14 protein-coding genes are annotated in these 22,543 nt (G+C 67.9%); 5 read left to right on the top strand and 9 right to left on the bottom strand.

Annotated features, from left to right (window positions below; translation table 11 throughout):
- Positions 1-76: 76 nt before the first annotated feature.
- The 5 genes from PIN01S_RS05420 to PIN01S_RS05400 are packed head-to-tail and all read right to left on the bottom strand — an operon-like array spanning position 77 to position 6,910.
- The gene (locus PIN01S_RS05420; RefSeq protein WP_084334162.1) at positions 77-1,087 is read right to left on the bottom strand and encodes a fatty acid desaturase family protein; all 1,011 of its coding nucleotides are present in this window, start codon (positions 1,085-1,087) and stop codon (positions 77-79) included.
- Positions 1,088-1,089: 2 nt separating this feature from the next.
- The gene (locus PIN01S_RS05415) at positions 1,090-2,133 is read right to left on the bottom strand and encodes a DUF2156 domain-containing protein (protein ID WP_084334160.1); all 1,044 of its coding nucleotides are present in this window, start codon (positions 2,131-2,133) and stop codon (positions 1,090-1,092) included.
- Complete coding sequence (locus PIN01S_RS05410; RefSeq protein ID WP_084334158.1) at positions 2,130-2,963, bottom strand: metal-dependent hydrolase; 834 nt, start codon at positions 2,961-2,963, stop codon at positions 2,130-2,132. The genes PIN01S_RS05415 and PIN01S_RS05410 overlap by 4 nt, the downstream gene beginning before the upstream one ends.
- A gap of 16 nt (positions 2,964-2,979) precedes the next feature.
- Complete coding sequence (locus PIN01S_RS05405) at positions 2,980-3,915, bottom strand: fatty acid desaturase family protein (RefSeq protein WP_084334156.1); 936 nt, start codon at positions 3,913-3,915, stop codon at positions 2,980-2,982.
- Positions 3,916-3,940: 25 nt separating this feature from the next.
- Entirely contained in the window at positions 3,941-6,910 is a 2,970-nt protein-coding gene (locus PIN01S_RS05400; protein WP_084334154.1) for an aminotransferase class III-fold pyridoxal phosphate-dependent enzyme, read from the bottom strand.
- 352 nt (positions 6,911-7,262) lie between these two features.
- On the opposite strand from PIN01S_RS05400, the gene PIN01S_RS05395 reads away from it, so the two are divergent.
- Positions 7,263-11,861: a DEAD/DEAH box helicase gene (locus tag PIN01S_RS05395; RefSeq protein ID WP_084334152.1), complete on the top strand. Its 4,599-nt coding sequence runs from the start codon at positions 7,263-7,265 to the stop codon at positions 11,859-11,861.
- A 396-nt stretch (positions 11,862-12,257) separates the two neighbouring features.
- On the opposite strand, the gene PIN01S_RS05390 is transcribed toward PIN01S_RS05395, so the two are convergent.
- The 4 genes from PIN01S_RS05390 to ytfE form a co-directional block, all read right to left on the bottom strand.
- Positions 12,258-13,046 carry an exodeoxyribonuclease III gene (locus PIN01S_RS05390; protein WP_084334150.1) on the bottom strand — a complete coding sequence of 263 codons (789 nt, stop codon included), beginning with the start codon at positions 13,044-13,046 and terminating at the stop codon, positions 12,258-12,260.
- Positions 13,047-13,070: 24 nt separating this feature from the next.
- A complete protein-coding gene (locus PIN01S_RS05385) occupies positions 13,071-14,015 on the bottom strand; it encodes an ABC transporter substrate-binding protein (RefSeq protein ID WP_084334148.1) in 945 nt (314 codons plus the stop codon).
- 394 nt (positions 14,016-14,409) lie between these two features.
- On the bottom strand, positions 14,410-16,686 hold the full coding sequence (locus PIN01S_RS05380) for a nitric-oxide reductase large subunit (protein ID WP_084334146.1): 2,277 nt from the start codon (positions 16,684-16,686) through the stop codon (positions 14,410-14,412).
- Positions 16,679-17,365 (bottom strand): iron-sulfur cluster repair protein YtfE, encoded by a 687-nt coding sequence (gene ytfE, locus PIN01S_RS05375; protein ID WP_084334144.1) that lies wholly within the window; start codon positions 17,363-17,365, stop codon positions 16,679-16,681. Before ytfE ends, PIN01S_RS05380 begins: the two co-directional genes overlap by 8 nt.
- A gap of 152 nt (positions 17,366-17,517) precedes the next feature.
- On the opposite strand from ytfE, the gene norR reads away from it, so the two are divergent.
- From norR to PIN01S_RS05355, 4 genes are all read left to right on the top strand, one after another.
- Positions 17,518-19,053 (top strand): nitric oxide reductase transcriptional regulator NorR, encoded by a 1,536-nt coding sequence (gene norR, locus PIN01S_RS05370; RefSeq protein WP_084334142.1) that lies wholly within the window; start codon positions 17,518-17,520, stop codon positions 19,051-19,053.
- A 218-nt stretch (positions 19,054-19,271) separates the two neighbouring features.
- Complete coding sequence (gene moaB / locus PIN01S_RS05365) at positions 19,272-19,826, top strand: molybdenum cofactor biosynthesis protein B (protein WP_084334140.1); 555 nt, start codon at positions 19,272-19,274, stop codon at positions 19,824-19,826.
- Entirely contained in the window at positions 19,823-21,061 is a 1,239-nt protein-coding gene (locus tag PIN01S_RS05360; RefSeq protein ID WP_084334138.1) for a molybdopterin molybdotransferase MoeA, read from the top strand. The genes moaB and PIN01S_RS05360 overlap by 4 nt, the downstream gene beginning before the upstream one ends.
- 281 nt (positions 21,062-21,342) lie before the next feature.
- Complete coding sequence (locus PIN01S_RS05355) at positions 21,343-22,524, top strand: MFS transporter (protein WP_084334136.1); 1,182 nt, start codon at positions 21,343-21,345, stop codon at positions 22,522-22,524.
- Positions 22,525-22,543: the final 19 nt, after the last annotated feature.

The following is a 22,543-nucleotide window of genomic DNA, read 5'->3' as shown; positions in this document are numbered from 1 at the left end:
GGATTTGCCTCCTGCTTTGAACATGTCTAACGGTAGACAGCTCCCCGGCGGAAAAGAGCCGCGCTGACGACCGGTATCAACCCCGCCGATAGCCCTCGACACCCACGTAGTGCTGCTTGTCCTCATCCCACAGGCGCAGCCGGGTCGCCGCCAGGCTGTCGCGGAAGGGGATCACCGTGGCCTGGTCGAACAGCGGGCTCTCCTTCCAGCAGCGTTCCAGGTTGTAGTTGGGAATTTTCGGCACCAGGTGATGCATGCAGTGCATGCCGATGCCGGCGGCGAACCAACGCATCCACGGCGGATAGATCAGCACCGAGGTGCCGCGCAGCGCCGCGTCGACGAAATTCCACTGGGCCGGTGCGCGCCACTGCGACTGCTCGAAGTGGTGGTTGATGTAGAAGAGGAACACCGTGGTCGGCGTACTGATGGCGAAGCTCGCCAGTTGGATCCAGAACAGCCGCTCCAGCCCGGCCGCCCATAGGCCGAGGAAGATCGCCAGCAGCGCCAGGTTGGTCAGATACACCGAGCGCTTCACTCGCGCCGGCCAGGCCGGGTTGGCCACCACCCTTGGGAACAGCACCAGCTTGTACAGCGCATGCGGTCCGAAGAGGAACAGCGGGTGCCGCAGTACCCGGTAGCACAGCCGCCGCCAGGGGCTCAGCGCGTGATACTCGCGCACCGTCAGCAGGGGCATGTCGCCGTAGCCGCGCCGGCCGAGGTCGTTGGAGCTGGCGTGGTGGAAGTTGTGCTCGTACTGCCAGTGATGGGCCGGCATGAACAGCAACAGGCTGGCCAGGGTGCCGAGCAGGTTGCCCAGCCGCCGCGAGCGGTACATCGAGCCATGCATGAGGTCATGGAACAGCACGAACAGGCGGTTGAGGAACAGGCTGTTGGCATAGAGCAGGGCCAGGGTGATCCACAGCGGCCCGTTCCAGTGGCGGTAGGTCAGCCAGGTCAGCACGAAATGCGGCACCAGGGTGCTCGCCAGTTGCCAGGTGGAGCGCCAGGGGCGGGGCTGCGCATAGGCATCGCGCAGTGCGAGCAACTGGCTGCGCAGCTGTGGGTGGCGGACGGTCAGGCTGGTCATGGTCAGAACACCTTGAGCGCTTTGAACACCCCCAGCACCCGGTACAGGTTCAGTGCCGGGACCGAGGCCAGGTACACCTTGAAGGAGCGGCCGCGGTACTTGTCCTTGTGGAAGTAGTTGCCCTGGAATGGATAGATGAACGGGCAGTGGCGGAACATGAAGCGGAACAGCCCGGTCAGGTAGGCGCGGTGCGGGTAGGGCCCGTTTTCCACCTCGGCGAAAGGCGACAGGCCGAGGGACAGCACCTCGCGGCCCTCGGCCTGGAAGCGACGGATGGCCTCCAGCACGATCAGATCGTTGGTGCCGTGGGGTGCCTCGGCGAGGGTGCGCGACAGGTTGTGCAGGTAGCCGATCACCTGGCCGTCGCGGTACAGCGGGTCGAAGATCGCCAGGCTCAGCAGGCGGCCTTCGCGGGTCGCCCAGAAATAACGGGCGTCCGGCTCGTTCTCCAGCAACAGCGGGCGGTTGAGACCGATGAACTCGTGACCGCCCTTGCGTTGCAGCCATTGCCGGCTGAGGGCGATCAACTCGTCGGCGTCGAGGTCGGTGATGCGTCCCTCGGCCACTTCCACGCCTTCCTTGCGCGCCTTGTTGCGCCAGCGCCGCAGATGGGCGAAGGCCGGGCCGCGCAGGTCGCTGTCGAAGGCCGGCAGGTCGATTTCCCACTCGATGCCCATCTCGTTCACCGGCAGGCCGCGTCGGGCGAGGATATCGGCGAAGGCCGCGCCGATTTCCAGGAACACCGTGGCCGCCGCACCCGGCGCGGCCAGGTAGGCGTCCAGCAGGGCTTCGTAGTCGGCGGGCGCGGCGATGGGGTCGCCGATCACCACATGCAGCCGGCCCGGCGCGAACAGCGGATGGTGCAAGGGCAGGTAGGCGAGGTAGCCGAGCGCGTCGTGGATGAAATATTCCAGGCCCGGTTGCAGCGTCGAGTAGGCCATGCAGCCGCGCCCGTGGCGGCCGAGGAAGTGCCGCAGGCGCGCATCGCGCTCGCTGGCGATGTCTTCCTGGGACTCACCGAGGAACAAGGAGGTGCCGTTCATCATGGCGCCACCTCCACGCTGATCACCTGCCGGCGCAGGACATGCTCGGCGAGTGGGCGGTTGTCGCTGTGGGAGGGGTGGAAGCCGCGGCGGATCGCCTGTAGGCAGCCACGGGTCATGCGCGGCAGGAAGCGCTCGTCGCGGAAGAAGTAGCGGAACGCCTCCTTCCACACCCGCCACTTGAACAACTGGCCGTCCTGGCGCAGGAAGGTGGCGCAGGCCAGGAACAGGTAGCTCATGTTCACCACGTAGCAGAACAGCACCCCATAGGCGAGCCAGAAGCGCTTGCCGGAGACCGCCTGGTAGACGTCGAAGGCCACCGCCTTGTGCTCGATCTCCTCGGCGAAATGCCACTCGTAGAGCGCCCGCACCGACGGCTCCGCGCCGGCCAGCTTGCCGCTGCCCAGGGTGATCTCGGCGAACAGCTCGTTGACCCGCTCGATGCCCACCACGAAGGCGAGTTGCTGCAGCGGGGTGGCGGTGGGCTGGAGGATGCGGAAGGAGATGAAACGGGTGAAGCGCAGATAGGTATCCAGTTTGAAGCCCTGTTCGCGCAGCGCCTCGATGAACTTCAGGTGGCCCCGCGAGTGGGAGATTTCCTGGCCGATCAGGCCGAGTGCGTCGCGGGCGAGCTGCGGGTCTTCGATACGGTCGAGGAAGGTGCGCAGGGTCTGGACGATGAAGGCTTCGCCGTCCGGGATGGTCATGGTGTAGGCGTTCAGCCAATGGGTCAGGAACGGGCTGCCGCCGGCCCACAGCCGCGCCGGCTTGGGCTCGGCATAGTCGACGGCGAAGTGGCGGGCGCGGATCGAGGCGTTGACGGGTTCGCTCATGGTGTCCCCCGGATGGTCAGGATTGGCGGAAGAAGTTGAAGAAGTGCGCGCCGCGAACCACACGGCGGCGGTCCTCCGGCAGCATGGCCGGGCGCAGGCGCGGCACCCGCCGCCAATGCACGCCGGGGCGGAAGTGGTGTTCCTGGTGGTAGCCGTTGTTGAACCAGAGCAGGTTGTACAGCCGGCCGTAGCAGCTCACCGAATCGGTGCGGCGGTCGCGCGGGTCGGCGCCGTAGTGCTCCAGATAGTTCTCCGCCAGCGCCAGGGCCTGGCCGGCATACAGCACTGGCAGGAAATAGAACAGCGCGAAGCGCCAGTCGAGCCAGGCCAGCCCGGAGTAGAACGCCAGCAGGGCGGCGCTTTCCAGGCGCACTTGGCCATCCAGCCGGCGTCGTCGGGCGATGCGGTAGAGCAGGGCGAAGTCGGTGCGCAGCGGGCCGAGCAGCGAATAGCACCAGATGTTCTCCGGCTGGCCCTCGCGGCGGGAGAAGCGGTACAGCGAGGACAGGTCGCCGGTCAGGCCGCTGAGCGGGTCCTTGAGGTCATTGTTGTAGCGATGGTGATTGAGGTGGTGTACGCGGTAGAGCGTCTGCGGCATGCCCAGCGACAGCGAGTTGAGCACCGCGAACAGCCGGTTCAGGCCCTCGTGGCGGAAGAACGGGTTGTGGATGTGGTTGTGGGCAATGCACTGGTAGTTGGTGCAGATCATTGCCATGAAGAACAGCGCCAGCCCGGCCAGCGGCCAGCCGCCCAGGTGTTCGAAGGCGAGGGCGGTGGCCACCAGCGCGGTGGCGTTGCCCAGCGAGAGCAGCACCAGCAGGCCGTCCAGGGCACTGTGGCGGAACAGCCAACCGCCCTCCAGGCGCAGGTTGTCCTGGCGGATATCGCCCTCGGTGGCCGGGTAGCCGGCAAGGGAGTGCCCGTGACGGGCAACGGGGTCCGTGATGTTCATGTCTGTCTCCGACGAGGGGTTGGGGTCAGAAACTGCGCCCGGTCTTCAAGTCGCCCAGCGTGAAGCCGTGCAGCCGCGCCAGCTCGAGCATTTCCCGAACCTGCTCCTGGCGCACGTCGCCGCGGCTGTAATGGCTGGTGATGCCGGTGAGGCCCATGAGCAGGGTTTCTCCCATGCAGGCGAAGACGTGCTCCGGCGGGATCGGCAGCCCTTCCAGCAGGAAGTCGCGCACGCCCAGGTGGGCGTTGCGCGCCGCCACGTAATCCGGCGCCGGCGGCACCCGTACCAGGCCGCCCTTGATCACCCGTACGTCCGGCCTCTGGTTGGCCACCGAAGGGTGGGTGTCTGCCGGCAGGGCAACGTCGCAGATCACCACCGGTCCCGGCCTCAGGTACTCCGCCAGGATCAGGCTGCCGGTCTGGTTGCTGGCGCCGAGGATCAGGTCGGCATGACGGATGTCCGCCGGGTCGGTGGAAATCCGCACCGGAGCCTCGTCGCCGAGGGCGTCCAGCAGGCCGTGGTAGAGGCGGGTGCCGATCGTTGCGTCATCGGTCTCGTCCTCCAGCCAGCGGCGAGCCGCCGGCAGTTCGGCGAGTCGTGCGGCCAGGGTGTGTTCCTCGGCCAGGCGGACCAACCCGCCCTTGCGCGCCAGCGCCGCGCGCAGGCGGCGGAACGCCTGGGCGTAGAGCCGTGCGGCGAGGGCCTGCAAGGCACGCTCGCGGCCGGGGCGGCCGATCAGGACCAGGCTCGGCACCTTCTCCGCCATCAGCTCGCAGTAGAGGCTGCCGATGTTGCCGTTGGCACCGATGGCGGCGAAGCAGGCGCTGTCGAGGTCGATGCCGGCCTCGGCGGCAGCTTGCAGCAGGGCCTCGTAGCCCATGCCGACGGTCAGCGAGTTGCCGGTGGTCACCGCCAGCGTCTCTTCGCGCACCGCCTTGCAGTTCTGCATGACGATGGAGGTGAAACCGCCGAAGCCGAGCACTTCGCAGCCGGCGGCAACGGCCTTGTCGATGCCGGTCTCGATCAGCGTCTGCACCGGTTCCAGGTCGCGCGCCTGCATGTGCCGCTGGATCATTTCCGAAGTGATGGCCAGTCCGAACGGTTGCAGGCGCACCTTCTTGCCGGTCTTCGAATAGAGCACGTGGGCGTGCATGCGGAACGGCTTGAGGAACAGGTAGCAGCGCTCCAGCAGGTCTTCCAGCTCGGCCAGGCTGAACTGCTCGCAGCTCGGGTCGAAGAGGTGCATGTTGCTGGCGTCGACGAAATGCATGAGGAAGCCGACGGTGCGGTCCACGACCTCTTCGGGCGGGGTGCTGAAGCAGCGCCCGCGATAGTCGGCCAACGGGCCGTGCCGGCCGGGCGTGGCCTGGCCGACGATGAACTTCACCAGTTCGTGGAAATGCTGCTGGCGCAGGGCCAAGCACAGGCGGTCGAGGGCGGCGTAGAGCTGCTGGCGTGCCTGCCGGCCGACGCAGGCGGCTGGTTCCAGGCGCAGCACGTTGTTGTTCGATAGCAGCGGCGCCACGCGGATGCGGTGCTCGTGCAGCAGGTAGCCGGCGTAGACGAAACCGATCAGCTCGCTGCAGGCCAGGGCACGCAGGCCATGGGACTCGGCCTCGCCCTGGTCGGCGAACTCGATGGCCAGCATCAACCCTTCGCCGCGCACCTCGGCGATCACCTCCGGGTAGCGTCGCTGGAGGTCGAGCAGGGCGGCCTTGATCTCCGCGCCGACCTCGCGGCAGTTGCGCAGGATCGACCGGTCGCTCTCCAGCAGCTCCAGGCCGCGCAGCGCGATGGCCGAGCTGAAGTCGTCCTCGGCGAAGGTGGAGGTGTGGATCAGGCTGAAGTCTTCCTCGAAGCAGTCGCGGGCGATACTGACGCTGGCGATCTTCGCCAGGCCGCCGCCGAGGCTCTTCGACAGCAGGTAGCAGTCGGCGCGCACGCCGCTGGGCTCGGAGGCGAGGAAGTGGCCGGTGCGGCCCATGCCGCTCTGGATTTCATCGAACACCAGGTGGATGCCGTGTTCGTCGCATATCCGTCGCAGCGCGGCGAGGTAGTCGCCGTCCAGCACATGCACGCCGCCTTCGCCCTGGATCGGCTCGACGAACAGCGCGGCGATGTTGCAGAAGTCGTGGCTCTGCACCGTCACCCGACGTTGTTCGTCCAGCGCGAGGCTGAAGTAGCGCAATCGGTTGGCTCGTGCCTGTTGCTCGAAATCGGCCGGGTCGCGGCGATCGACGAAGAGCACCGAGGGGCCGATGGAGACGAACGGGCTGCGGTACAGCTCGTTCTCGGTGAGGTTCACCGCGCCGGCGGTCTTGCCGTGGTAGGACTTGTTCAGGCAACAGAACAGCGCCCCGGTTTCGAGGAAGCGTTCGCGGTTCAGCCGGCGCACGGCGGTTACGGCCTGGGCGAAGGTCTCGATCTTCTCGCCGAGCAGGCTGCGCAACAGCCGCGCGGACTCCGGCGCCAGCGGCAGGCGCTCGGGGTGCTGCTGGTTGCGCAGCTTGAGCAGGCGGGCCTCCTGGCGATCGAGCAGCGCCTGCTTGCGGTTGCGATGGGCCAACTGGGCGTGCTTGAGCGCCGCCTCGGCGGCCTCCGTGCCGCTGTTGGCCAGGGTGGTGACGTATTCCCGGCCGAGGCGCGCCTGCAGCATGTCGTTCAGCTTGCGGCCGAGCTGGGCGCTGTAGCCGCGCAGGCTGGCCTGCACGGCGAAGGGCCGGCCGGCGCGCAGCAGGTCGATGGCGGTATCCACCAGCTGCGGATGGTTGTGGCCGAACAGCAGGGCGCCGTAGCCGCCGAGGAAGTCGTAGACCTGCACGCGCTCGCCGTGCTCGTCGAAGTATTCGAGGGTGTCGCCTTCGCCGAAGACGTATTCCACGTCCAGGCGCAGGGCCTCCAGCAGACGCCCGGTGAGTGGGCGGACGAAGCGTTGGTAGTTGAGACGGTTGTCGTCGGTGGTGGTGGCGAACGCCAGTCTGTTCTCGGCCAGCATGCACTTCTCCCGTGGCGGCGCGAAGCCGTCCTGCAAGGCGTGACCGGAACGGTCACGTGCGTTCCATGAACCTGGGCCTGGCTACTGCTGGAAACCGGGCAAGAAAGCGCCATCAGCGCACACGTTCGCGCACGTTCGGAGCGACATCGCGGCGTTGTTCTTGTGGCTGATGCGCAACGTTCCTATCGAAGTAGAGTTTTGCGGAAAGTTTTTTCGCTCATGTTTCAGGTGTGAAACTGATCACAAAAAACGGCGGGTGCGGTACCCGCTTCGCGACGACCGGATGGTCAGGTTCTGGCCCATGCAAGTCTTGTGGCTTGTGCCTTGGGCGGGCTCCCGCCATAGTCCGCGAATGAGCCAATCGACCCTCGACACCACGCTCGCGGACGACGTGCTGGCCGGCTTCCATCCCGCCGTCGGCGCCTGGTTCCGCCGCACCTTTCCCACGCCCACTCCGGCGCAGGTCGCCGCCTGGCCGCTGATCCGTGCAGGCCGGCCGACGCTGGTCGCCGCGCCGACCGGTTCCGGCAAGACCCTGACCGCCTTCCTCGCCGCACTGGACGAACTGGTCCGCGAGGGCCTGGCGCGCGGCGGCACGCTGCCGGACGAAACGGTGGTGGTCTACGTTTCTCCGCTGAAGGCGCTGTCCAACGACATCCACCTCAACCTCGAAGCGCCGCTGGAAGGCATCTCCGCCGAACTGGTGCGCCAGGGACTGCCGCCACTGGAAATTCGCACCGCCGTGCGCACCGGCGACACCCCGCAAACCGAGCGCAACGCGATGCGAAAGCGCGCCCCGCACATCCTGGTGACCACCCCGGAATCGCTCTACGTCCTGCTCGGCTCGGAATCCGGCCGACGCATGCTCGCCACCACCCGCAGCCTGATCGTCGACGAAATCCACGCCATCGCCGGCAGCAAGCGCGGCAGCCACCTGGCCCTCTCCATGGAGCGCCTCGAAGCCCTCTGCGGTCGCCGCCTGGTGCGGGTCGGCCTGTCGGCGACGCAGAAGCCCATCGAAGCCGTGGCGGCGTTTTTGGTGGGGGTGAGGGGGGAAGAGGGGAGGAGTGAGGATGTAAGGGGTGAGGAAGCGGAGTCCCGATCGAGCACCGCCCTCCAACCCCCGCACGTCCAAACCCCCTCGCCCCTCTGGGGAGAGGGCCGGGGCGTCCGGCGTAGGAGTGAGGGGGCGGAGTCCAAGCCAAACACCACCCCAAAATCCCTGCACGCCCCAACCCCCTGCGCCATCGTCGACATCGGTCACACCCGTGCCCGCGACCTGGCCCTGGAAGTCCCGCCGGTCCCTCTCGAAGCGGTGATGGCCAACGACGTCTGGGAGCGGGTCTACGACCGCCTCGCCGAACTGGCCCGGCAGCACCGCACCACGCTGATCTTCGTCAACACCCGGCGCATGGCCGAGCGCGCCGCGCGGCATCTGTCCGAACGCCTGGGCACCGAGGCGGTGGCGGCACACCACGGCAGCCTGGCCCGTGAACAGCGGCTGGATGCCGAGCAGCGCCTCAAGCACGGCAAGCTGCGCGTGCTGATCGCCACTGCCTCGCTGGAGCTGGGCATCGATATCGGCGACGTGGAGCTGGTCTGCCAGCTCGGCTCGCCGCGTTCCATCGCGGCCTTCCTGCAGCGCGTCGGCCGCTCCGGGCACCAGGTCGGCGGGCTGCCCAAAGGCCGGCTGTTTCCCAACTCCCGCGACGACCTGATCGAATGTGCCGCGCTGCTCGACTGCGTGCGGCGCGGCGAGCTGGATGCCCTGGCGATCCCTCGGGCCCCGCTGGATGTGCTGGCCCAGCAGATCGTCGCCGAAGTGGCCTGCCAGGAATGGTCGGAGGACGCGCTCTTCGCCCTGTTCCGCCGCGCCGCGCCCTATGCCGAACTGCGCCGCGAGGACTACCAGGCCGTGCTGCGCATGCTCGCCGAGGGCTACAGCAGTCGCCACGGCGCACGCGGCGCCTACATCCACCGCGACACGGTGAGCCGCACCCTGCGCGGCCGCCGCAATGGCCGGCTGACCGCCGTCACCTCCGGTGGGACCATCCCGGACAACGCCGACTACGCGGTGATCCTCGAACCCCAGGCGCACAACATCGGCACGGTGAACGAAGACTTCGCCGTGGAAAGCCTGGCCGGGGACGTCTTCCAACTGGGCAATGCCTCCTACCGCATCCTGCGCATCGAGCCGGGACGGGTGCGGGTCGAGGACGCCCAGGGCCAGCCGCCGAACATTCCCTTCTGGCTCGGCGAGGCACCGGGGCGCAGCGACGAGCTGTCGGCAGGAGTGGCGCGCCTGCGCGAGCGGATCGACGAGCTGCTGGCGAGTGGGAGTGCATTCATTCGCGACAAGGAGTACTCGGTCGAGTCCGCATCGCGAATGAATTCGCTCCCACAGTCCATGGGCCCGGACAACCCCCTGCAACCCGCCCTCTACTGGCTGACCGGCGAACTCGGCCTGGATGAGGCCGCCGCCCGCCAGATCGTCGAATACCTCGCCCGTGCCCGCGCCGCCCTGGGCGTGCTGCCGAGCCAGCGGACCCTGGTGATGGAGCGTTTCTTCGACGAGTCCGGCGGCACCCAACTGGTGATCCACTCGCCCTACGGCAGCCGCCTCAACCGCGCCTGGGGGCTGGCGTTGCGCAAGCGCTTCTGCCGCACCTTCAACTTCGAATTGCAGGCGGCGGCCACCGAGGATGCCATTGTGCTGTCGCTGTCCACCAGCCACAGCTTTCCGCTGGAGGACGTCTGGCGCTACCTGCATTCCAACTCCGCCGAGCACGTGCTGATCCAGGCCCTGCTCGACGCGCCGCTGTTCGGCGTGCGCTGGCGCTGGAACGCCACCACCGCGCTGGCCCTGCCGCGCATGGCCGGTGGGCGCAAGGTGGCGCCGCAACTGCAGCGCATGCGCAGCGAAGACCTGCTGGCCACGGTGTTCCCCGACCAGGTGGCGTGTCTGGAGAATATCGTCGGCGAGCGCGAAATTCCCGAGCACCCGTTGGTCGCCCAGACCCTCGACGATTGCTTGCACGACGCCATGGATAGCGAGGGCTGGCTGGCCCTGCTGCAGCGCATGGAGCGCGGCGAGGTGCGCCTGGTGGCCCGCGACCTGCCGGCGCCGTCGCCGCTGGCGGCGGAAATCCTCAATGCCCGGCCCTATGCCTTCCTCGACGACGCGCCGCTGGAAGAGCGCCGCACCCAGGCGGTGCTCGCTCGCCGCTGGACCGATCCGGAATCGGCCGACGACCTCGGCGCGCTGGACGCCGAGGCCATCGCCGCCGTGGCTGCCGAAGCCTGGCCCGAGGCCCGCGATGCGGACGAAATGCACGAGGCACTGATGGGGCTGGCCTGCATCGCCGAGGTCGAGGCGCAGCGCCAGGACGGTTGGCCGGATTGGCTGGCGGCGCTGGCCGGGGCTGGGCGTGCCACGCGCATGCAGGTGGCGCGCGAGACGGCGCTGTGGTTGCCGGTGGAGCGTCTGCATAGTTTTCGTGCCGTCTATCCGGTGGCGCCGATCGAGCCGACGGTGCAGCCGCCCGCCGAGTTCGCCGAGACGTGGAGCGAGGAGGAGGCGCTGGTCGATATCGTCCGCGCCCGCCTGACCGGCTTCGGCCCGCTGCCGGTGGGCCTGATCGCCCGCGCGCTGGCGTTGCCCGCCTCGCAGGTGGCCCAGGCGCTGGTACGCCTGGAGGCGGAAGGCTACGTGCTGCGTGGCCGTTTCACCCCCGGCGCGACAGAGGACGAATGGTGCGAGCGGCACCTGCTGGCACGCATCCATCGCTACACGGTCAAGCGTTTGCGCCGTGAGATCGAGCCAGTGGAGCGGGTGGATTTCCTGCGCTTCCTGTTCGACTGGCAGCGGGTCACGCCGACGACCCGGGTGCAGGGCGCCGAGGCCCTGGCCGGGGTGGTCGGGCAACTGGAAGGCTTCCAGGCCGCGGCCGGGGCCTGGGAGAGCGAGATCCTGCCGGCGCGGGTCAAGGACTACGGCATCACCTGGCTGGACGACTTGTGCCGCTCCGGCCGGGTGGTCTGGCTGCGCCTGGCCGGCCGCCTGCGCGCCAGCGGTGGGCCGGTGCGCGGTACGCCCATCGTGTTGCTGCCGCGTCGCCACCTGGGGGCCTGGAGTGCGTTGGCGGCGGATGCGCCGGCGCCGCAACTGTCGTCCCGGGCGCAGTTGGTGCTGGATGCGCTGGGTCGCCACGGTGCGTTGTTCTTCGACGAGTTGCTGGATGAGGTGCGCCTGTTGCGCACCGAACTGGAGAACGCCCTCGGCGAGCTGGTGGCGGTCGGATTGGTGAATGCCGACAGCTTCGCTGGCCTGCGCGCCTTGCTGATGCCGGCGAGCAAGCAGCGGGTGCGTGCCGGACGGCGGGCACGGGGTGGGGCGTTCATCGGCGGCATGGCCGATGCCGGACGCTGGGCGCTGATACGGCGCCCCACGGCAGAGCCGGCCGAGCCGGTGGGTGGGCGGCGCCCGGCGCTGGCCGACGAGGCGCTGGAGCATATCGCCCGCTGCCTGTTGCGCCGTTACGGCGTGGTGTTCTGGCGGCTGTTGGAGCGCGAGGCGGACTGGCTGCCGCCCTGGCGCGATCTGCTGCGTGTCTACCACCGCCTGGAAGCCCGCGGCGAGATTCGCGGTGGGCGCTTCGTCAGCGGTCTGGCCGGCGAACAGTTCGCCCTGCCGGAAGCGGTGGGCCTGCTGCGCGACGTGCGCAAGCGCCCGGCGGACGGCAGCCTGGTCTGCGTGTCCGCTGCCGACCCGCTGAACCTGGTAGGCAGCCTGATCCCCGGCACCAAGGTCCCGGCCGTGGCCGGCAACCGGGTGCTCTACCGCGACGGTGTGCCGGCCGCCGCCATCGTGTCCGGCAAGCCGCAGTATTGGCTGGAGCTGGACGCCGACAGTGCCCGCCAGGTCCAGGCGCGGTTGGTGCAGCGGCCTTGAGGTGGGGTGAGAGGGGCGAATGAATTCGCCCCTACGGGTTTGGTGTTGCCCTGTAAAAACGCGTGAAACGAACCCGCGAAAAGGCTTCGCCAGCAGAGCTGGCTCCTACGGAAACCGTCGGGTGACATGCAGCCTGTGCGGATTTATCCGCGAATGCAGCCTTTCGGTCCATCGCGAATGAATTCGCTCCCACACAAGAGGTCCGGTGCTTGTAGGAGCGAGCTCTGCTCGCGATGGGGCATCGATGTTTTTCCGGGATTCCCGGTGTGTTCGACGACTCGCCCCCTCACCCTACCTCTCCCCAGAGGGGCGAGGGGGCGGGCTTGCAGTTTTCGCGCTCGCCGAATACTCCGCTGGGCTTGCGACGCAAGGAGCGAATTCATTTGCCCGGCGGGCCTACAGGCTTCGCTCCAGGGTGATCCAGGTCGGCGCGTGATCGCTGGCGTGGGGTTGGCCGCGGACCCAGCGGTCGACGCCGGCATCGCGCAGACGCGGGGCGAGGTCGGGGCTGAGCAGGAGGTGGTCGATGCGCAGGCCGGAGTTCTTCTCCCAGTGCTGGCGGAAGTAGTCCCAGAAGGTGTAGATGCGCTCGTCCGGGTAGCGGGCGCGGATCGCGTCGGTCCAGCCCTGGGCGAGCAGGCGCTGGTAACAGGCACGGCTTTCCGGCTGGAGCAGGGCGTCCTTCAGCCAGGAGCGCGGGTTGTAGATGTCCTCGTCGGTGGGCACCACGTTGAAGTCGCCGGCCAGCACCACCGGATGCCCGCTTTCCAGCAGCCCGGCCGCATGGGCGATCAGGCGCTCGAACCAGGCCAGCTTGTAGTCGAACTTCGGCCCCGGCTGCGGGTTGCCGTTGGGCAGGTAGAGGCTGGCGACGATCACGCCTTGCACGGCCGCTTCCAGGTAGCGGCTATGGCTGTCGTCCTCCATGCCGGGGAGTCCGCGACGGATTTCCAGCGGCTCGGCCCTCTTCGCCAGGATGGCCACGCCGTTCCAAGACGGCTGGCCCTGCCAGATCGCCCCGTAGCCGGCTGCCTGGATGGCGTCGATGGGGAATGCCGTGTCCGGTGCCTTCAGCTCTTGCAGGCAGGCCACGTCCGGTGCTTCGCGCTCCAGCCATTCCAGTAGCGCCGGCAGGCGCGAGCGGATGCCGTTGATGTTGAAGGTGGCGATTTTCAGTGTGTCCATCGAAGGACCTCTCACCGGGACTGTTCAGTCCTTTCGACCCAAAGGTAGGCCAAAAATGCCGGTGATGGGCCCGCCTTGCCGATGGGTCACGCCGTCGAGCCAGGCGGCGATGGTCTGCGGGTTGTCCTCGATCCAGGCCTTGGCTACCCGGCGCCGGTTGGTGTTGCCTTCCAGCACCGCGCCCATCAGCTGGTTTTCCGCGGGGATGGTGAAGGTCATGTTGCGAAACAGCCGCGCCAGGTTCGGGCATTCGTCGCTGAAACCGCCGCGCGCGACGGTGTTGACCTGTGCGGCGCCATAGTCGGGGCCGAAAAACTTGTCGCCGCCGGACAGGTAGTTCATGCGCAGGCGTTCGTTCATCGGGTGCGGTTCCCAGCCGAGGAACACCGCCCATTTGCCCATGCGCTGGGCACGTTCGACGTGATTGAGCATGCCACTTTCGCTGGATTCGACCAGGGTGAAGCCGCTCAGGCCGAAGGTGTTGTCGCGGATCATGCCTTTGATCATCGCGTTGCCTTCGTTGCCGGGCTCGATACCGAAGATCTGGCCGTTCAACTGCTCCTTGAACTTGTGGATGTCGGCGAAATCGTGCAGTCCGGCCTCATAACCGGGCGTGAGTACGGCCAGGGTGTAGCGCACCGTCGGCAGGTTGGTCTGCAGCTTCTCGATGCGGCCGCTGTCCAGGTGCGGCTGGACCAGCTCGCTCTGCGCCGGCATCCAGTTGCCGAGGAACACGTCCGTCTGGCCTTCGGCGAGGGTGCGGTAGGTTTCCGGCAGCGACAGGCGCTTGATCTGGGTACGGTAACCGATCTCGCCGAGCACCAGGCGGGCCACGGCGGTGGTCATGGTGATGTCGGTCCAGCCCACGTCGGAGAGACGTACCAGTTCGCAGCGGGCATCCTCGGCAGCCTGCAGGCTACCGGCGAAAAGGAAGGGGAGTGCGAGCAGCCAGTGCGTGAATCTGTTCATCAACCGTACCTGCCTCTGTCAGTGAGCGGGGCGCCTGGGTGAGAAACTTCCTTGAAGGACCGGGCACGTTAGTACACAGCAAGAAACGGGGCGCGATGATGGCGAAATGCGACTTCGACGTGCCGAAAACAGACCTTCACCGCACATTTAGCACCTGGGATGAGAACAGGTAGACACAATTCGGTGTCTGACACCGTTTTGCCTGGTGTGCTTTCCTGGCTTGAACAGGCATTCCGTTCGCCCGTCTTCAGTGCGTGGATTGGAGCGGCTGCGCTGTCCGAACGGAAAACTCCCCGGCCAATCCGTGGCCGAGGGGCAGGGGAACCGCCGTTCCCATCAGGGAGGGGATGACGGGACGGCGGAGGAAGGGCCCCCTCCCTGGGGCCCGCGTGCTTCAGGCGCGCTGGTTGGCGCCGAGGATTGCCGGTTCCTCCTGGCGGCTGCCGAAGAGCACACCGGAGACCACCTGCCAGGCCATGGCCAGGGCGCCGACGATGAACACCACGTCGCCGAAGGTACGGACCCAGCGCAGGGTTTCCAGGATGTCCTGCTGCATGAAGGCCTCGCTGCGGGCATACCACAGGCCCTGGCTGGCGCTGGCGTGGAACTGGATGATGCCGATCGGCAGCAGGCTGGTGGCGATCATCAGGACCAGGCCGCCGTTGAGCCACCAGAAGGCGGTCTTCATCAGCCGTTCGTTGAACTGCATCTGCGGACGGACGTAGCGCAGCACCAGCAGGGTGAAGCCCAGGGCGAGGAAGCCGTAGACCCCGAACAGCGCGGCATGCGCATGCACCGGCGTGGTGTTGAGGCCCTGCACGTAGTAGAGCGAGATCGGCGGGTTGATCATGAAACCGAACACCCCGGCGCCGAGCATGTTCCAGAAGGCCACGGCGACGAAGCACAGCAGCGGCCACTTGACCCGCTCCATCCAGGCCGCACGGCTCTTCAGGCGCCAGTTCTCCCAGGCCTCGTAGCCGAGCACGATCAGCGGCACCACTTCCAGGGCGCTGAAGGTGGCGCCCACCGCCATCACCGGGGTGGTGGTGCCGGCGAAGTACAGGTGGTGGAAGGTTCCCGGCACGCCGCCGAGCATGAACAGCGAGGCCGATGCCAGGCTGGCGGTGGTGGCCATGCGCTTGGAGACCAGGCCCATGCTGGAGAAGATGAAGGCCAGGGCGGTGGTGGCGAAGACCTCGAAGAAGCCTTCCACCCACAGGTGCACCACCCACCAGCGCCAGTACTCCATCACCGACAGGTGGGTACGCTCGCCGTAGCCGAAGCCGGCGCCGTAGAACAGGCCGATGGCGATCACCGAGGCAGAGAGCAGGGCCAGCAGGTTCTTGTCGCCGGGCTGGCGGAAGGCCGGGACGATGCCACGCAGCATCAGCAGCAGCCAGAAGGCGACGCCGGCGAACTTGCCGATCTGCCACAGGCGGCCGAGGTCGACGTATTCATAGCCCTGGTGGCCGAGCCAGAAGTTCCATTCGGCCGGCATCAACTGGGCAATGGCCAGGTAGTTGCCGATGAAGGAACCGACCACCACGGCGACCAGCGCCCAGAACAGCACGTCCACACCGAGCTTCTGGTACTTCGGGTCCTTGCCGCCGTTGATGATGGGGGCGAGGAACAGGCCGGCGGCGAGGAAGCCGGTGGCGATCCAGAACAGCGCGCTCTGGATGTGCCAGGTGCGCAGCAGCGAGTAGGGGAACCACTGGGACAGCGGGAAGCCGTAGAAGTCCTGGCCTTCCACCGTGTAGTGGGCGGTCGCGCCGCCGAGGCAGACCTGGAAGACGAACAGCCCGACCACCAGCAGCAGGTACTTGCCCAGGGCCTTCTGCGACGGGGTCAGGCCGACCAGGCTGAGCGGGTCGTGGGCCGGTGCGGCCGGTTCTTCTTCCTCCTGGCCACGCAGGAAGGCCCAGGCCCAGACCAGGAAACCGACGCCGGCGATCAGCAGCACCACGCTGACGATCGACCACATCAGATTCTCCGCGGTGGGCTTGTTGTCGATCAGCGGCTCGTGGGGCCAGTTGTTGGTGTAGGTGGCGTCGCTGTCCGGGCGCTCGGTGGCGGCGACCCACGAGGTCCAGAAGAAGAACCGGGTGAGTTGTTCGCGGCGGGCGGCGTCGGGCAGGGTGCCCTCCTTCATCGCGTAGCTTTCGCGGGTGCCTTGCAGGTCCGGCGTGGTGCCGAACAGGCTGTCGTAGTAGGCGGCGGTCTGGCGCACGGCCTCGACGCGGCGCGGAGAGAGCAGCAGGTTGCCGGCGGCATCGACGTCGTTGTCGCGGTACTCGCGCTTCAGGCGATGGCGCAGCAGGGCCTGGGCCTCGTCGTCCAGTTCGGCGAACGGCTTGCCGTAGGCTTCGTCGGCGGCCAGGTCGAGCCAGGTGACCAGCTCCCGGTGCAACCAGTCGGCGCTCCAGTCCGGCGCCTGGTAGGCGCCATGGCCCCAGACCGAGCCGAGCTGCATGCCGCCGACGCTTTGCCAGGCGGTCTGGCCGTCGAGGATGTCGTCGACGCCGAACAGCCGTTCGCCGTCAAGCGTCATAACCTGCTGCGGAATCGGCGGTGCCTGCCGATAGACTTCCCGGCCGAACCAGCCGAGCAGGCAGAACGTGATACCCAGGACCAGGATCAGCAGGCCCCAGAGTTTGCGGTATTCACCCATGATGCACCTCCTGCGGCGCAAGGGCCTGGACGAACAGGACGTTGTTTTCCAGGTGGATGTGTTGCATCAGATCGTTGCGCAGCTCGGTCAGCCCGCGGTACAGCGCCATCCAGGTGTTGCAGGCGTCTTCCGGCGGAGTGATGCCGGCCGTGAGACCGTGCAGGCGTTCCAGGGCGGCACCGTGCTGGTCGTGTTCGAAGCGCATCACCGAGATCGGTCCCTGGGTGAAGGCACCCTGGCCGCGCAGCAGCATGGGGAAGAGCACCTGTTCTTCCTTGAGCATGTGGCTCTCCAGCTCCTGGTGCATGTCGCTCAGGTGGTCGGCCAGCCCGTGCGGGCAGTCGCGGCGATGGCCGTGCACCTGCTCGACGCGGCGGGCCAGACGGATCAGCTCCGGCAGTTGTTCGCGATGGCGGGCATGGAAGCGCGAGAGGATATGGCTGATCAGGCTGTCGGTATCGGCGCTGCGCCAGTCGGTACCCTGGCCCGGCTGCGCTTGCAGTTCTTCCAGGCGGGCGGCGATGGTCGACGGATCGACACCGCGGCGGATGGCGGCTTCGCGCAGGGTCTTCTGGCCGCCGCAGCAGAAGTCCAGGTTGTATTCGTGGAATACCCGGGTAGCGCCCGGAATTTCACAGGCCAGGTTGCCCAGGGTTTCGTCGAGGAGGGCGTTGCTCATTCAGGTATCTCCGGTCGGGGAAAGGACACCTGATACAGGGCAAGCGCTGTGCCACTGTTTAAGTTGCTGAAAATAAAGGGTTTTAAATTTTAAGTGGTTAAAAATACCCTTCCGAGATAGGGTTAAAAAAACCATTGAGGGTAAAAATAACCATGATGGAAGAAGCCCTGCTGGCCGACTTGATCACCGAATTGCCGAACGCCGTGCGCCTGCAACGGCTGGTGCAGACACTGCGCGAGCATTTTCATTGCGGCGCCGTCGGCCTGCTGCGCCTGGACGACGACAGCCTGCGTCCGGTGGCGGCGGTGGGGCTGGTGCACGAAGCCCTCGGCCGGCGTTTCGTGGTCGCCCAGCATCCGCGCCTGGCGGCGATCCTGGCGCGCCGCGAGCCGACCTGGTTCGAGCCGGACAGCCGCCTGCCCGACCCTTACGACGGCCTGCTCGACGAACACGTCGGCGAACCCCTGCCGGTGCACGATTGCATGGGCGTGAGCCTGTTCGTCGAAGGCCAGTTGTGGGGCGCGCTGACCCTCGATGCGCTGCATGCCGGTACCTTTGACGACCAGGCCCGGCGCGATTTGCAGCGATACACGCTGCTGATCGAAGCGGCGGTGCGTATCACCCGTCTGGAGCGGGAGAACCGCAGCCTGCGCCAGGCGCGCAGCGAGGTGGTGGAGATCGAGCATGTCGCCGGGGAAGGCGAGATTCTCGGCCAGAGCAAGGCGATCCGCGACCTGTTGCAGGAACTGGAAGTGGTGGCGGATTCCGAACTGCCGGTGCTGCTGCTCGGCGAGACCGGCGTCGGCAAGGAGCTGTTCGCCCGCTGGCTGCACCGCCACTCGCGGCGCCGGCACAAGCCACTGGTCCACGTGAACTGTGCGGCGCTGCCGGAATCCCTGGCCGAGAGCGAGTTGTTCGGCCATGTGAAGGGTGCGTTCTCCGGCGCCGCCAGCGACCGCCCCGGACGCTTCGAGGCGGCCAATGGCGGCACCCTGTTCCTCGACGAAGTCGGCGAACTGCCGCTCACGGTGCAGGCCAAGCTGCTGCGCGCCTTGCAGAACGGCGAAATCCAGCGGCTCGGCGCCGACAAGCCGCGCCACGTGGACGTGCGCATCATCGCCGCGACCAACCGCCAGCTCGGCGACAGCGTGCGCGACGGTCATTTCCGTGCCGATCTCTACCACCGGCTCTCGGTCTACCCGGCGCCGATCCCGCCGCTGCGCGAACGCGACAACGACGTGCTGATACTTGCCGGTCACTTCCTCGAACTCAACCGTGCCCGCCTCGGGTTGCGCAGCGTGCGCCTGTCGCCGGCCGCCGAGCGGGCGCTGCTGGCCTATCCCTGGCCGGGCAACGTGCGTGAGCTGGAACACGTGATCAGCCGTGCCGCGCTCAAGCTGCTCAGCAGCGGCGCGTCGCGCAGTGAAATCCTCACCCTGCCGCCGGAACTGCTCGACCTCGACACCGTGCCGGCCGCCGTGGCGCCCATCGTCGGGGTGGCGGGCGAACGGCCGTCCGCGACGCAGCCGGTGCCGTTGCGCCAGGCCGTGGAGGATTGCCAGCGACAAAGCATCCGCCGTGCTCTGGAGCTTTGCGACGACAACTGGGCCAGCGCCGCCCGCCTGCTCGACCTGGACCCGAGCAACCTGCACAAACTGGCGAAGCGGCTGGGGGTGAAGCAGGGGTGAGTCGCGTCCTATCGGGCTACGGAGCTTGTGTTTTTGGTAGGAGCCAGCTCTGCTGGCGAAGCCTCCCTGCACCCCTATATGCCCCCTGAGACAAAACACCGCAGCCCGCAAGGCCGCCGCGTATGCCTTTCGCCCCGTCCTTACCTCCTTCGGGGAATAGGCCGGGCGACCGGGCCGGTTCAGGCTCTGGCGAAACCGTTACACCCGAGGATTTCACCATGGCTCACCTGGCCCGGCAGGACTTCCAGTCGCTGCGCATCGCCGTGCTGACCGTCAGCGACACCCGTACCTTCGCCACCGACACGTCCGGACAGACCCTGATCGATCTGCTGGAGCAGGACGGCCACGCCCTGGCCGAACGCGATCTGGTCATCGACGACATCTACCGCATCCGCGCCCGACTCTCGCAGTGGATCGCCGATCCGCTGGTGCAGGTGGTGTTGATCACCGGCGGCACCGGCTTCACCGCGCGGGACAACACGCCGCAGGCGGTGGAGCCACTGCTGGACAAGCGCGTCGAAGGCTTCGGCGAGCTGTTCCGGCAGATTTCCACCGACGAGATCGGCACCTCCAGCCTGCAATCGCGGGCGCTCGCCGGGATGGCCAACGGCACCCTGGTCTGCTGCCTGCCGGGTTCGCCGGGCGCTTGCCGCACCGGCTGGACCGGCATCCTCCGCCAGCAACTGGACAGCCGCACCCGGCCCTGCAACTTCGTGCCGCATCTCAAGGCGTTGCCGGAGCAGCCGACGGTCGCCTGCGGGAGCCGGTCATGAGCGCCTGCGGCTGCGACGGCGGCGAGCTGCGGCCGGTCGACGAAGCCATCGAACACCTGCTTGGGCGCGTATCGGGGCCGCCGCCCATTGAGCGTGTAGCGCTGGCCGATGCGCTGGACCGGGTCCTGGCCGAGCCGATCCTGGCGCCGGCCGACGTGCCGGCCTGGAACAACAGTGCCATGGACGGCTACGCCCTGCGCGCCGCCGATCTGCCACCCCAGGGCGGCCGGTTGCCGCTGGCCGGGCGCGTGGCGGCCGGCGATACGGGCCTGACGCCGTTGCCGGCGGGCCACGCCGTGCGCATTTTCACCGGCGCGCCCTTGCCGCCGGGAGCGGACAGCGTGGTGCCGCAGGAGCACTGCCGGGCCGAGGCGGAGGCCGTCTGGCTGCCTCCGGTGCGGCGCGGCGCCCATGTGCGCCCTCAGGGCGAGGAATTGCGGCAGGGCCAGCCGGTACTGGACGCCGGCCATCGCCTGCGGCCGCAGGAGCTGGGGCTGTTGGCCAGCCTGGGGCAGGCCGAGGTACCGGTCTACCGGCGCCTGCGCGTCGGCCTGCTGAGCAGCGGCGACGAGCTGCGGGAGCCGGGCGAGCCGCTGGGGCCGGGGCAGATCTACAACGCCAATCGCTTCAGCCTGGGCGCGGTGCTGCAAGGGTTCGGCGTCGAGGTGGAAGACTATGGGGTGATGGTCGACGAACTGGCCGCCAGCCGCGACGCCCTGAGCCTGGCGGCATCCGAGTGGGACCTGCTGATCACCTCGGGCGGGGTGTCGGTGGGCGAGGAAGACCACCTCAAGCAGGCGATTCGCGAGTTGGGTCAGCTGCACCTCTGGCGCCTGGCGATCCAGCCGGGCAAGCCGCTGGCCTTCGGCGAAGTGAGCGGCAAGCCCTGGCTGGGGCTGCCGGGCAACCCGGCGGCGGCGTTGATCACTGCCCTGGTGGTGGCGCGGCCGTTTCTGTTGCGCGCCCAGGGCCAGCGGAATGTGCTGCCCAAGGCCATGCCGTTGCCCGCTGGATTCGACTGGCCGGAGCCGCGTCCGCGTCGCCAGTACCTGCGCGCCCGCTTGGAGCGCGGCGATCACGGACGGCTGGAGGTGATCCCGCATCCGCAGCAGGGTTCGGCGATGCTCACCGCCGCGAGCTGGGCCGATGGCCTGGCGGTGGTGGAGCGGGGCGCCACCCTGGCCCGGGGCGAGACGGTGGCGTTCCTGCCGTTCGATGGGTTGTTGCGGGGATAGATCGATCATTCCCACGCTCTACGTCGCGAACCAGTCAGCAGAGCCGGTTCCAACGAGGAGCTGGGCCCGTGGTAGGGGCGAATGAATTCGCCCCTACAAGAGATGGCCGTGATCGTTCCCACGCTCCGCGTGGGAATGCCGCCTGCGACGCTCCGCGTCGCGAGTTCGGTCTTTGTAATCCCCGCAAAGGCCCTTTGCAGGATCGGCAAAGCCGGCCGAGCGGGCACATGCTAGGCTGCCGCGCGGTCCAATCAGGACCCCGTTCGTTGCGAGCCCTGTCGATGTCCCCCACGCCCGATACCTTCCTCAAGCGCGGTACCGCCGCTTACCGGCGCGCCACGCTGGCGCTGTTCTGCGCCGGTTTCGCCACCTTCGCCCTGTTGTACTGCGTGCAACCTTTGCTGCCCCTTCTGGCTGGGCATTTCCAGGTGTCGGCGGCGAGCAGCAGTCTGGTGTTGTCGCTCACCACGCTGAGCCTTGCGATCTGCCTGCTGGTATCCGGGGCCCTGGCGGAAAGCTGGGGACGCAAGCCGGTGATGGCGGCGGCGCTGGGATTGGCCAGCGTGCTCGGCATCGCCTGTGCGCTGGTGGAGTCCTGGCATCTGCTGCTGGTGCTGCGTGCGGTGCTCGGGTTGGCACTGAGCGGGTTGCCAGCGCTGGCCATGGCCTATGTCGGCGAAGAGTTCGACCCGGAAGCGCTGCCGGCGGCGATGGGGCTGTACATCGGCGGCACCGCGCTGGGCGGGCTGCTCGGCCGTCTGCTCGCCGGTCTGCTCAGCGACCTCGGCGGCTGGCAACTGGCCCTCGGCGGCATCGCTGCGGTGGGGCTGGCGGCCCTGGCGCTGTTCGTCTGGCTGTTGCCGCCGTCGCGGCATTTCAAGGCCCACCCGCTGTCCCTCGGCGGGCTGCTCGGCAACTTCCGGGCTCACCTGGGCAATGCTGACCTGCGCGGCCTGTTCCTGCTGGCGTTCCTGCTCATGGGCGGTTTCGTCGCGCTGTTCAACTACGTCGGTTTCCGCCTCGCCGGGCCGCCGTTCGGCCTGTCTTCGACGGTGATCGGCCTGCTCTTCACCGTCTACCTGGTGGGCATCCTCAGCGCCGGTTGGGGTGGGCGCCTGGTGCCGCGCTTCGGTGCACGGCGGGTGATGCTCGGCGGTATCGGCATCATGCTGTCTGGCGTGGCGCTCTGCGCGCTGCCCTGGCTGAGCGCCGCGGTGATCGGCCTGGCGCTGGTCACCCTGGGCTTTTTCGCCGCCCACGCGGTGGCCAGCGGGCAGGTCGGCCAGCGCGCCCAGGGAGCCAAGGCGCAGGCGTCGGCGCTCTACCTGTGCGCCTATTACCTGGGCTCCAGTCTGGTGGGTTATGCCGGCGGCTATGTCTGGGAGCACGCCGGCTGGCTGCCGCTGCTCGGCCTGCTGGCCGCCGTCTTCGTGCTCGCGGCGTGGCGTGCGCGGCGCCTGTAGAACTCTCCCCGACGTCTGA

It is taken from the genome of Pseudomonas indica NBRC 103045 (assembly GCF_002091635.1).
In the GTDB taxonomy this organism is placed as follows: Bacteria; Pseudomonadota; Gammaproteobacteria; order Pseudomonadales; family Pseudomonadaceae; genus Pseudomonas_M; species Pseudomonas_M indica.
Note: the sequence above shows the minus strand (reverse complement) of the source record. Positions and strands in the feature narration are given on the sequence as shown.

What these genes read in the sequence shown, in the direction of transcription:
- PIN01S_RS05420 (WP_084334162.1), bottom strand. Translation starts at nt 1,087, where the DNA reads ATGACCAGCCTGACCGTCCGCCACCCACAGCTGCGCAGCCAGTTGCTC.
- PIN01S_RS05415 (WP_084334160.1), bottom strand. Translation starts at nt 2,133, where the DNA reads ATGATGAACGGCACCTCCTTGTTCCTCGGTGAGTCCCAGGAAGACATC.
- PIN01S_RS05410 (WP_084334158.1), bottom strand. Translation starts at nt 2,963, where the DNA reads ATGAGCGAACCCGTCAACGCCTCGATCCGCGCCCGCCACTTCGCCGTC.
- PIN01S_RS05405 (WP_084334156.1), bottom strand. Translation starts at nt 3,915, where the DNA reads ATGAACATCACGGACCCCGTTGCCCGTCACGGGCACTCCCTTGCCGGC.
- PIN01S_RS05400 (WP_084334154.1), bottom strand. Translation starts at nt 6,910, where the DNA reads ATGCTGGCCGAGAACAGACTGGCGTTCGCCACCACCACCGACGACAAC.
- PIN01S_RS05395 (WP_084334152.1), top strand. Translation starts at nt 7,263, where the DNA reads ATGAGCCAATCGACCCTCGACACCACGCTCGCGGACGACGTGCTGGCC.
- PIN01S_RS05390 (WP_084334150.1), bottom strand. Translation starts at nt 13,046, where the DNA reads ATGGACACACTGAAAATCGCCACCTTCAACATCAACGGCATCCGCTCG.
- PIN01S_RS05385 (WP_084334148.1), bottom strand. Translation starts at nt 14,015, where the DNA reads ATGAACAGATTCACGCACTGGCTGCTCGCACTCCCCTTCCTTTTCGCC.
- PIN01S_RS05380 (WP_084334146.1), bottom strand. Translation starts at nt 16,686, where the DNA reads ATGGGTGAATACCGCAAACTCTGGGGCCTGCTGATCCTGGTCCTGGGT.
- ytfE (WP_084334144.1), bottom strand. Translation starts at nt 17,365, where the DNA reads ATGAGCAACGCCCTCCTCGACGAAACCCTGGGCAACCTGGCCTGTGAA.
- norR (WP_084334142.1), top strand. Translation starts at nt 17,518, where the DNA reads ATGATGGAAGAAGCCCTGCTGGCCGACTTGATCACCGAATTGCCGAAC.
- moaB (WP_084334140.1), top strand. Translation starts at nt 19,272, where the DNA reads ATGGCTCACCTGGCCCGGCAGGACTTCCAGTCGCTGCGCATCGCCGTG.
- PIN01S_RS05360 (WP_084334138.1), top strand. Translation starts at nt 19,823, where the DNA reads ATGAGCGCCTGCGGCTGCGACGGCGGCGAGCTGCGGCCGGTCGACGAA.
- PIN01S_RS05355 (WP_084334136.1), top strand. Translation starts at nt 21,343, where the DNA reads ATGTCCCCCACGCCCGATACCTTCCTCAAGCGCGGTACCGCCGCTTAC.